General features: G+C 70.7%; 8 protein-coding genes and 2 rRNA genes (1 of these 10 only partly in view). 1 reads left to right on the plus strand and 9 read right to left on the minus strand.

Going from position 1 to position 10540, the window contains the following annotated elements; all coding sequences use genetic code 11:
• Positions 1–425 precede the first annotated feature (425 nt).
• From H1D33_RS12845 to H1D33_RS12860, 4 genes are read right to left on the minus strand one after another with little or no spacing between them, the layout of a single operon-like run.
• Positions 426–1310 (minus strand): NAD kinase, encoded by an 885-nt coding sequence (locus H1D33_RS12845; protein ID WP_181567841.1) that lies wholly within the window; start codon positions 1308–1310, stop codon positions 426–428.
• Positions 1307–2155 carry a TlyA family RNA methyltransferase gene (locus tag H1D33_RS12850; RefSeq protein WP_181567840.1) on the minus strand — a complete coding sequence of 283 codons (849 nt, stop codon included), beginning with the start codon at positions 2153–2155 and terminating at the stop codon, positions 1307–1309. The genes H1D33_RS12845 and H1D33_RS12850 overlap by 4 nt, the downstream gene beginning before the upstream one ends.
• 23 nt (positions 2156–2178) lie before the next feature.
• A complete protein-coding gene (locus tag H1D33_RS12855; protein ID WP_181567839.1) occupies positions 2179–2427 on the minus strand; it encodes a hypothetical protein in 249 nt (82 codons plus the stop codon).
• On the minus strand, positions 2424–3026 hold the full coding sequence (locus H1D33_RS12860) for a phasin family protein (protein ID WP_181567838.1): 603 nt from the start codon (positions 3024–3026) through the stop codon (positions 2424–2426). Before H1D33_RS12860 ends, H1D33_RS12855 begins: the two co-directional genes overlap by 4 nt.
• A gap of 111 nt (positions 3027–3137) precedes the next feature.
• Here H1D33_RS12860 and H1D33_RS12865 point away from each other — a divergent pair, with 111 nt between their 5' ends.
• Positions 3138–3473 carry an SCP2 sterol-binding domain-containing protein gene (locus tag H1D33_RS12865; protein WP_181567837.1) on the plus strand — a complete coding sequence of 112 codons (336 nt, stop codon included), beginning with the start codon at positions 3138–3140 and terminating at the stop codon, positions 3471–3473.
• 12 nt (positions 3474–3485) lie between these two features.
• On the opposite strand, the gene H1D33_RS12870 is transcribed toward H1D33_RS12865, so the two are convergent.
• The 5 genes from H1D33_RS12870 to H1D33_RS12890 form a co-directional block, all read right to left on the minus strand.
• Entirely contained in the window at positions 3486–4478 is a 993-nt protein-coding gene (locus H1D33_RS12870) for an HAD-IIA family hydrolase (protein ID WP_246412228.1), read from the minus strand.
• Positions 4479–4540: 62 nt separating this feature from the next.
• Positions 4541–5548: a Replicase polyprotein 1ab gene (locus H1D33_RS12875; RefSeq protein WP_246412226.1), complete on the minus strand. Its 1008-nt coding sequence runs from the start codon at positions 5546–5548 to the stop codon at positions 4541–4543.
• A gap of 35 nt (positions 5549–5583) precedes the next feature.
• The gene (locus tag H1D33_RS12880; RefSeq protein ID WP_181572960.1) at positions 5584–7269 is read right to left on the minus strand and encodes a hypothetical protein; all 1686 of its coding nucleotides are present in this window, start codon (positions 7267–7269) and stop codon (positions 5584–5586) included.
• A gap of 203 nt (positions 7270–7472) precedes the next feature.
• A 5S ribosomal RNA gene (gene rrf / locus H1D33_RS12885) occupies positions 7473–7589 on the minus strand.
• Between the two features lie 74 nt (positions 7590–7663).
• Positions 7664–10540: ribosomal RNA gene (locus H1D33_RS12890) — 23S ribosomal RNA — on the minus strand (it continues 233 nt past the right edge of the window).

The following is a 10540-nucleotide window of genomic DNA, read 5'->3' on the forward strand; positions in this document are numbered from 1 at the left end:
GACAGTTGACCAGCCGGCACGGTGTCCCGCCGACGGCGTGCCGGTCACACCTGGTCGCGGGCGGCCCGACGGTCCACCCGCGACGGCGCCCGTCGGCGGGTGGGTGGTCGGGGCGCCCGGCGTCGCGTCGTCGCCCAGCTCGCGTGCCGCCGCTTCCTCCGGCGGCGGCTCGTCGACCTGTCGGCCCGACCGGGGTCGACACCCGACCGGGCACGGCGCGCCGGTCCGCCCGCCGCGGCCGGCCGCGACGCTCCGGCGCCCCGACCCGTCGCGGCCCGACCACCCCCTGGCCTGAGCCGCGACCCGCGGGCCGCGCGTCGCCCGAGACGGCGGGCCTCACCGCCGCACCCGGACTCACCTCGACGCGGCCCGTACGCCCACCGTAACCCGCGCACCCGCCGAATCGCGTCGTCCTGAGCCGCCGATCAGCGTCGGTTGCCGCGCCAACCCTGCACGGGCAGGTCGAACTTGGCCACCAGCCGATCGGTGAACGGGCGCGCCCGCAGCCGGACGATGCGCACCGGCAACGCGCCCCGGCGCACCGTGACCCGGGCGCCGGGCGGCAGGTCGTAGACCCGCCGGCCGTCGCAGCACAGCACCGCGAGCGTGGTGAACGGGTCGACCGTGATGGCGAACGTGGAGGTCGGCGCGGTCACCAACGGGCGGCTGAACAGCGCGTGCGCGCTGATCGGCACCAGCAGCAGCGCCTCCACCTCGGGCCAGACCACCGGCCCCCCGCCGGAGAACGCGTACGCGGTGGAGCCGGTCGGGGTCGCGCAGACCACGCCGTCGCAGCCGTAGCGCGACAGCGGCCGGCCGTCCACGTCGACGAGCAGCTCCAGCATCTGGGCCCGCTCGCCCTTCTCCACGCTGATCTCGTTGAGCGCCCACGACTCGATGGTCGGCCCGCCGTCGAACTCGGCGGTCACGTCGAGGGTGAGGCGTTCGTCCACGGTGTAGTTGCGCCCGACCACGTCGCGCACCGCGGTGTCCAGGTCGTTGATCTCCGCCTCGGCCAGGAAACCGACCTTGCCCAGGTTGATGCCGAGCAACGGCGCCTTGGCCGGGCGGGCCAGCTCGGCGGCGCGCAGGAACGTGCCGTCCCCGCCGAGCGCGAAGACGATCTCCGCGCCATCGGCCGCCTCCGGGCCGGTCACCGGCACCACCCCGGGCAGGTCGAGGTCGTCGGCCTCCTCGGCGACCACCCGCACCTCGAAGCCGTTGGCGATCAGGTCGGCGGCCACCGCGCGGGCGTGCTCGGTGCTGCGTCGCCGGCCGGTGTGCGTCACCAGCAGCGCGGTCCGACTCACCCGGACACCTCCTCGGTCGTGGCCGCCGTCGCGGCGGCGCCCTGCGGGCCGGCGGCCACCACCGCACGCACCCGGTCGGGGTCGGCGGCCGGCGCGCCCCGCCGCAACCATACGAAGAACTCGACGTTGCCGCTCGGGCCGGGCAGCGGGCTGGCCGCCACGTCGGCCAGGCCCAGGTCGAGACGCGCGGCGGCGGCGGCCACGTCGAGCACCGCCTCGGCGCGCAGCGCCGGATCGCGCACCACCCCACCGGCGCCGACCCGCTCCTTGCCCACCTCGAACTGCGGCTTGACCATCAGGGCCAGGTCACCCTCTGCCGCGGTGCAGGCGGCCAGCGCGGGCAGCACCAGCCGCAGCGAGATGAACGACAGGTCGGCCACCGTCAGCTCGACCGGGCCGCCGATCGCCTCCGGCGTGAGGGTACGCACGTTCGTGCGCTCGAACACCCGCACCCGCTCGTCGGTGCGCAGCGGCCAGGCGAGCTGCCCGTAGCCGACGTCGACGGCCACCACCTCGGCCGCGCCGGCGCGCAGCAGCACGTCGGTGAAGCCGCCGGTGGAGGCGCCCGCGTCGAGGCACCGCCGGTCGGCCACGGCCAGCCCGCCCGGGGCGAACGCGGCGAGCGCCCCGGCCAGCTTGTGGCCGCCGCGCGAGACGTAGTCCTCCGCCGGGTCCTCGCCGGTGACCAGCAACGGGTCGGCCGGGTCGACCATCGCGGCGGCCTTGCGGGCCGGCACTCCACGCAACTGGACCCGACCGGCCTCCACCAGCGCGGCGGCCTGCTCGCGGGAGCGGGCCAGGCCACGCCGGACGAGTTCCGCGTCCAACCGGGTACGACGAGCCATCGGTGTTCGTTCTCCGCCTCTGCTCAGGCCTGGTCGATGCTGGCCAGCGTCTCGCGCAGCGTCTCGTACGCCGCCTCGTACTGGGCGATCTGGTCGGCCGGGGCGAGCGCCTCGGCGTTGGCCATGCCGCGTACCGCGGCGTCCACGGCCGGGTGCGACGCCTCGCCCACCTCCTCGACCGCCGCCGCGCGGATCCCGGGCGGCAGGCCGGGGCGGGCCCCCGGCGGCGGGCCGGGACGCGGCGGCGGGCCGGGCCGGTGGGGCGCGGTCACGACGCGGCCGCCGGGCGCCCGGCGGTCTTCTTCGCCGGCCGGGCCGGCGTGGCGGGCGCCCCGTCGGCCGGCGTGCGGGCCACCGTCGCGGCGGGCTTCTTCGCGATCGCCTTCTTGGCCACCGCCTTCTTCGCCACGGCCTTCGTCGCCGGCGCGGAACCGGCCGGACTCGCGGCACCGGGCCGGCTCCCGGCATCAGGCCGGCTCCCGGCATCAGGCCGGCTCCCGGCGTCAGACCGGCTCCCGGCGTCGGCGGCGGGCGGGGCGGACGTCCCGGCGGCGGCCGGCACCGGGACGGTCCGTGCCTCGCGCAGTTGCCGCTCCAGGTCGTGCACCCGACGGGTCAGCTCGGCGACCTCGTCGGCGGTGGCCAGCCCGACCGCGCCGAGGGCCCGGTCGACCTCGAAGCGGACCAGTTTGGTCAGCGCCTCCCGGTTCGCCAGGCCGGTGGCGACCAGCTCCTCGGCGAGCGACTGGAGCTGACCGGCCGTCACGCCACCCTGGCCGACGACCCGCTTCACCGCGTCCTGCGCCTTCTTCCGGGGCGCCTCCGTCAGGCCCATGGCCAGCTCGAGGTAGGCGCGCCACGCGTCCTGCATGCCTGATTCCTTCCGCGGGGCGGGGTGTGCAGGTGCCACGCTACCGGGCACCTGGGACGCACCGTTGCGGTACGGTGCCCGCAACGGTACGGCTCGTGGTGAGGAGACGATGTGGCCAGCGTGGACGACTGCCGGCAGGCGTTGCAGGACCTGGCCGACCGGCTCGACCGGCACGTCGAGGCACAGGGACGCATCGACCTCGACCGCACCCTGGCCTGCCGGATCACCGACCTGGACACGGCGTTCCACGGGCGTCTCGAAGGCGGCCGGCTGCTCGGGCTGACCGACGGCGACGACCCCAAGGCCAAGATCGCGCTGAGCACCGCCAGCGACGACCTGGTCGCCCTGGTGCACGGCAAGCTCGACATCATGTCCGCGGTGGCGTCCCGCCGGGTCTCGGTCAAGGCGAACCCGTTCGACCTGATGAAGCTCCGCAAGCTGCTCTGAGGAGCCGCCCGCTCAGTCGCCGAGGCCGAACGCGGCGAGCGCTTCCGCCGCCGCCGGGGACGCGGCCCGCACCGGTCCGGCCGACGTGGACCAGGCCACCGCACACAGCGCCGCGAGCGCGTCCAACGGCCGGCCCGCGCCGTCGAGCGTCAACTCCCCGCCGGCTTCGGTCACCGACCAGCCGCCGGTCCGCGCCCGGCCGGGCACCGCCACCACGGCCTCCGGGTCGAACAGCCCGGCCAGGTCGAAGGAGACGTACGCCGGCCGGCGCGAATCGGGCGCGGCCAGCAGCTCGGCCGCGTCGCTCACGCCGGTCAGCACCAGCAGGCTGTCCAGCCCGGCCCGGCGGGCGCCCTCGATGTCGGTGTCCAGCCGGTCGCCCACCACCAGGGTGCGACCGGTCCTGGCCCGGCGGGCCGCGGTCGCGAACAACGCCGGCTCCGGCTTGCCCACCACCACGTCCGGGTCCCGGTCGAGCGCGGTACGCAGCACCGCCACCAGCGAACCGTTGCCGGGCAGCGGGCCACGCGGGCTGGGCAGCGTGCGATCGGTGTTGGTGGCGTACCAGGGCGCGCCCGCCCGTACCGCCAGCGACGCCTCGGCCAGGTCGGACCAGCCCACCTGCGGGCCGTACCCCTGGGCCACCGCGGCGGGCTGCTCCTCGGCGGTCGACACCGGCCGCAGGCCCACCGCGCGCAGCTCGGCCCGCAGCGCCTCCGCGCCGACCACCAGCACCGGCGCGCCGGCCGGCAACCGGTCGGCGAGCAGCTCGGCGGTGGCCGCCGCGGAGGTCAGCACCTCCGCCGGCTCGGCCGGCACACCCATGCCGGTGAGCAGGTCGGCCACCTCGCTGGAGCGGCGCGAGGCGTTGTTCGTCGCGTACGCGATCGCCCGCCCCTCCGCGCGCAGCCGGCCGACCGCCTCGACGGCGCCGGGGATCGGCCGGTCGATCAGGTAGATGACGCCGTCGAGGTCGAAGGCGACGAGGGCGTACCCGTCGACCAGCCGCCCGTGGGTCCCGGCGCGGTCACGATCCGCGCCGGGACCGGAGTCCCCGGCCTGCCCGGTCACCGGCGCTCCGCCGCCTCGTCCCCACCGGCCCGCACGTCGTCCACCCGGGCGTCATCGGCCCGGGTGTCCTCGGTCGCCGGCCGGTCGCGGTCCGCCTCGACGGGCGCGTCGGCAGCGGCGAGCGCGCCGGCCTCGGCGTCGGTCAGCGCGTCGTCGGCGAGGTCGCCGGCGTCGCGGTCCCGGTAGCCGGCCCGAGCGGCGTCACCGGCATCCGCCGTGTCGGCCCGGTCGTCGCCGGCCCGCACGGACCGCGCGTCGTCCCGCTCGTCGTCGCCCTCGTCCTCGAGGTCGTCGTCGTCCTCGTCCTCAAGGTCGTCGTCCTCGTCCTCAAGGTCGTCGTCCTCGTCGTCGAGGTCGTCGTCCTCGTCCTCGTCGTCGAGGTCGTCATCGTCTTCGTCGTCGCGGTCGTCGTCCTCGTCGAGGTCGTCGGCGTCGGTCCCCGCCGCCGGCGCGGACGCGGTCCCGTCGCCCTCCGGCTCGTCGTCCTCGTCGTCACCCTCGATGAGCACGCCGTCGAGCTCCAACAGCCGCTCGGCGGCGTCGGTCTCGCCCTCCGAGTCGATGTCGGCGGCCCGGGAGAACCACTCCCGCGCCTCCTCGCGCCGGCCCACCGCGAGCAGGGCGTCCGCGTACGCGTAACGCAGCCGCGCCGCCCACGGCTCGGTCGACTCGGCGGTCAGCTCGCGGACCTGCAGCATCGCCACGGCCGCGTCCTTCTGACCCAGGTCGCCCCGGGCACCGGCGGCCACGATCAGCAGCTCGATCGCGACGGCCCGGTCGAGCTTCTCCCGGTCCGCGCCGCGGAACAGGTCGATCGCCCGTTCCGGCCGGCCCAGCGCCCGCTCGCAGTCGGCCAGGACCGCCAGGTGGATCTGGAGGCCGGTCATCCGGTGGTACGTCCGCAGCTCGGCGATGGCCGTCTGCCACTCCCCGGCGTGGTACGCGGCCAGCCCGACCGCCTCCCGCACGGCGGCGATCCGCGAGGCGAGCCGACGGGCCGCCATCGCGTGCGCCAGCGCCAACGTCGGGTCCTCGTCGATCACCAGACCGGTCGCGACGAGGTGCCGGGCGACGGTCTCCGCCACCGGCTTGGCGAGGGAGAGCAGCTCCGCCCGGACGGTCGAGTCGAGGTCGGCGGCGACCACGTCGTCCGGCAGCTCCGGCGCCTCACCGGTACGCCCCTCGCCCCGCTCGTCCTGCCGCTCACGCTGCGGCCCGAAGTTACCCGGCCGGCGGTCGTCCCGGTCCGGCCGGTCGCCGTAGCCCCGGCGCTCCCCGTCCCGCTCCGGACGCCCACCGCGGTAACCACCCTCGCGACGCTCGCCACCGGCGTAGCCCTCACGGCGGTCGCCGCCCCGGTGGCCGCCGTCACGGTCGTCCCGGCGGAACCCACCCTCACGACGGTCGCCACCGCGGTAGCCGCCCTCACGGCGGTCTCCACCGGCGTAGCCCTCACGACGGTCACCACCCGGACGGCTGTCACCACCGCGGAAACCGCCCTCACGACGCTCGCCACCGCGGAAACCGCCCTCGCGACGCTCGCCACCGGCGTAGCCCTCACGACGATCACCACCCGGACGGCTGTCCCCGCCCCGGAAGCCACCCTCGCGACGCTCGCCACCGCGGAAACCGCCCTCACGACGCTCGCCGCCGGCGTAGCCCTCACGACGGTCACCACCGGGACGGCTGTCCCGGCTGAAGCCACCCTCACGGCGGTCACCACCGCGGAAACCGCCCTCACGGCGGTCACCACCGCGGAAGCCACCCTCACGGCGGTCACCACCGCGGAAGCCACCCTCACGGCGGTCACCACCGCGGAAGCCACCCTCACGGCGGTCACCACCGCGGAAGCCGCCCTCACGGCGGTCACCACCGCGGAAACCGCCCTCACGGTCACCACCGCGGAAGCCGCCCTCACGGCGGTCACCGCCCGGCGCACCACCGGAGCGGTCGCCGCCCCGGAAGCCACCCTCGCGGCGCTCGCCACCGCGGAAGCCACCGTCACGGTCGCCGCCGCGGAAGCCACCGTCACGGTCGCCGCCGCGGAAGCCACCGTCCCGGCGGTCTCCCCCCGGACGGCTGTCCCGGCTGAAGCCACCCTCGCGACGCTCGCCACCGCGGAAACCGCCCTCGCGGTCACCGCCACGGAAACCACCCTCGCGACGCTCGCCACCGCGGAAGCCGCCCTCACGGCGGTCGCCACCCGGCGCACCACCGGAGCGGTCGCCGCCCCGGAAGCCACCCTCGCGACGGTCACCACTCGGACGGCTGTCCCCGCCGCGGAAACCGCCCTCACGACGGTCGCCGCCCCGGAAGCCACCCTCGCGGCGGTCACCGCCGCGGAAGCCACCGTCCCGGCGGTCTCCCCCCGGACGGCTGTCCCGGCTGAAGCCACCCTCACGACGCTCGCCACCGCGGAAGCCGCCCTCGCGGTCACCACCGCGGAAGCCGCCCTCGCGGTCACCACCGCGGAAACCACCCTCACGGCGGTCGCCACCACGGAAACCACCCTCGCGGTCACCGCCACGGAAACCACCCTCACGGCGGTCACCGCCACGGAAACCACCGTCACGGTCACCGCCACGGAAACCACCCTCGCGACGCTCGCCACCGCGGAAACCGCCCTCGCGACGCTCGCCGCCGGGGGCACCGCCGGCACGGTTGTCGCGGCTGTAGCCGCCCTCGCGGCGGTCACCGCCACGGTTGCCGCCGGCGCGGTCGTCACGGCCACCCCGGTACGAGGGGCGGTCATCGCGGCGGGCGTCGCCGCGCCCCTGGCCACGGTCGGCGCGATCCTCGTAGCGGCGGGGGCCGTCCCCGCCGTGCGGTCCAGAGCTCACAGGTGCATCCTTCCTGATGGCGTTTCCGCCAGAAACGCTAACGCAGTCGAGGGCCGACCCTACTGGGGCGGCCCTCGACTGAAAGATTGTCCGGCGGTGTCCTACTCTCCCACACCCTCCCGAGTGCAGTACCATCGGCGCTGGAGGGCTTAGCTTCCGGGTTCGGAATGTGACCGGGCGTTTCCCCTCCGCCATGACCGCCGTAACTCTATGAACATGTCAACCAACCCTCGGGTTGTTTGTTTGTTCTGAGTTGCACAGTGGACGCGTAGCAGCTTGGTAGTCAAGTCCTCGGCCTATTAGTACCGGTCAACTGAACCCGTTACCGGGCTTACATTTCCGGCCTATCAACCCAGTCGTCTAGCTGGGGGCCTTACCCCACAATGTGGGTGGGATACCTCATCTTGAAGCGAGCTTCCCGCTTAGATGCTTTCAGCGGTTATCCCTTCCGAACGTAGCTAACCAGCCGTGCCCCTGGCGGGACAACTGGCACACCAGAGGTTCGTCCGTCCCGGTCCTCTCGTACTAGGGACAGCCCTTCTCAAGTATCCTACGCGCACGGCGGATAGGGACCGAACTGTCTCACGACGTTCTAAACCCAGCTCGCGTACCGCTTTAATGGGCGAACAGCCCAACCCTTGGGACCTGCTACAGCCCCAGGATGCGACGAGCCGACATCGAGGTGCCAAACCATCCCGTCGATATGGACTCTTGGGGAAGATCAGCCTGTTATCCCCGGGGTACCTTTTATCCGTTGAGCGACACCGCTTCCACATGCCAGTGCCGGATCACTAGTCCCGACTTTCGTCCCTGCTCGACCTGTCAGTCTCACAGTCAAGCTCCCTTGTGCACTTGCACTCAACACCTGATTGCCAACCAGGCTGAGGGAACCTTTGGGCGCCTCCGTTACCCTTTAGGAGGCAACCGCCCCAGTTAAACTACCCACCAGACACTGTCCCTGAACCGGATAACGGTCCGAAGTTAGATACCCAAATCAACCAGAGTGGTATTTCAAGATTGCCTCCACCCATACTGGCGTATGGACTTCACCGGCTCCCACCTATCCTACACAAGCTAATTCAGATACCAATGTCAAGCTATAGTAAAGGTCCCGGGGTCTTTCCGTCCTGCCGCGCGTAACGAGCATCTTTACTCGTAATGCAATTTCGCCGGGCCTGTGGTTGAGACAGTGGGGAAGTCGTTACGCCATTCGTGCAGGTCGGAACTTACCCGACAAGGAATTTCGCTACCTTAGGATGGTTATAGTTACCACCGCCGTTTACTGGCGCTTAAGTTCTCCGCTTCGCCCCGAAGAGCTAACAGGTCCCCTTAACGTTCCAGCACCGGGCAGGCGTCAGTCCATATACATCGAATTACTTCTTCGCATGGACCTGTGTTTTTAGTAAACAGTCGCTTCCCCCTGCTCTCTGCGGCCATACAACGCTCCACCCGCGCGGGGCTTCACGTCTCCGGCCCCCCTTCTCCCTAAGTTACGGGGGCAATTTGCCGAGTTCCTTAACCACAGTTCGCCCGATCGCCTCGGTATTCTCTACCTGACCACCTGTGTCGGTTTGGGGTACGGGCCGCTAAGAACTCGCTAGAGGCTTTTCTCGGCAGCATAGGATCACTGACTTCACCTGAATCGGCTCGGCATCACGTCTCAGCCTACATGCACCGCGGATTTGCCTACGGCACGGCCTACACGCTTACCCCGGCACAACCACCGGCCGGGCTCAGCTACCTTCCTGCGTCACCCCATCGCTTGACTACTACCCGCCAGGTTCCCACGCTCCCCACCATCAACCCGAAGGTATCCGGCAGCTCGGGTGGTTAGCACAACGAGGTTCGTCAGGGTCGCTCTTTCGCGGGTACGGGAATATCAACCCGTTGTCCATCGACTACGCCTCTCGGCCTCGCCTTAGGTCCCGACTCACCCAGGGCGGATTAGCCTGGCCCTGGAACCCTTGGTCATCCGGCGGAAGGGTTTCTCACCCTTCTTTCGCTACTCATGCCTGCATTCTCACTCGTGCCGTGTCCACAACTAGGTCACCCCGTCGCTTCACCCCCGGCACGACGCTCCCCTACCCATCCACACACCTGCACCAGATATCAAGACCTGGCGAAGTTAAAATGTGAATGCCACAGCTTCGGCGGTGTGCTTGAGCCCCGCTACATTGTCGGCGCGGAACCACTTGACCAGTGAGCTATTACGCACTCTTTAAAGGGTGGCTGCTTCTAAGCCAACCTCCTGGTTGTCTATGCGACCCCACATCCTTTTCCACTTAGCACACGCTTAGGGGCCTTAGCTGGTGATCTGGGCTGTTTCCCTCTCGACTACGAAGCTTATCCCCCGCAGTCTCACTGCCGCGCTCTCACTTACCGGCATTCGGAGTTTGGCTGATTTCGGTAAGCTTGTGGGCCCCCTAGACCATCCAGTGCTCTACCTCCGGCAAGAAACACGCGACGCTGCACCTAAATGCATTTCGGGGAGAACCAGCTATCACGGAGTTTGATTGGCCTTTCACCCCTAACCACAGGTCATCCCCCAACTTTTCAACGTTGGTGGGTTCGGCCCTCCACGCGGTCTTACCCGCGCTTCAGCCTGCCCATGGCTAGATCACTCCGCTTCGGGTCTAGAGCATGCGACTGAATACGCCCTATTCAGACTCGCTTTCGCTACGGCTCCCCCACCCGGGTTAACCTCGCCACATGCCACTAACTCGCAGGCTCATTCTTCAAAAGGCACGCCGTCACCCCGTAAGGCTCCGACGGATTGTAGGCGAACGGTTTCAGGTACTATTTCACTCCCCTCCCGGGGTACTTTTCACCATTCCCTCACGGTACTCGTCCGCTATCGGTCACCAGGAAGTATTTAGGCTTACCAGGTGGTCCTGGCAGATTCACGGCAGATTTCAGGAGTCCGCCGCTACTCGGGAACACCCACAGAAGACCAGCAGCTTTCACCTACCGGACTATCACCGTCTACGGTCAGCCATTCCAGACTGTTCGACTAACCACTGGCTTTGTAACTTCTCGACTGTGTGTCAGCACAATCAGCAGGGTCCCACAACCCCGACCACGCAACCCCTGACAGGTATCACACGCCGCCGGTTTAGCCTCAATCCGCTTTCGCTCGCCACTACTCACGGAATCACT

Source organism: Micromonospora ferruginea (assembly GCF_013694245.2).
GTDB lineage: Bacteria > Actinomycetota > Actinomycetes > Mycobacteriales > Micromonosporaceae > Micromonospora > Micromonospora robiginosa.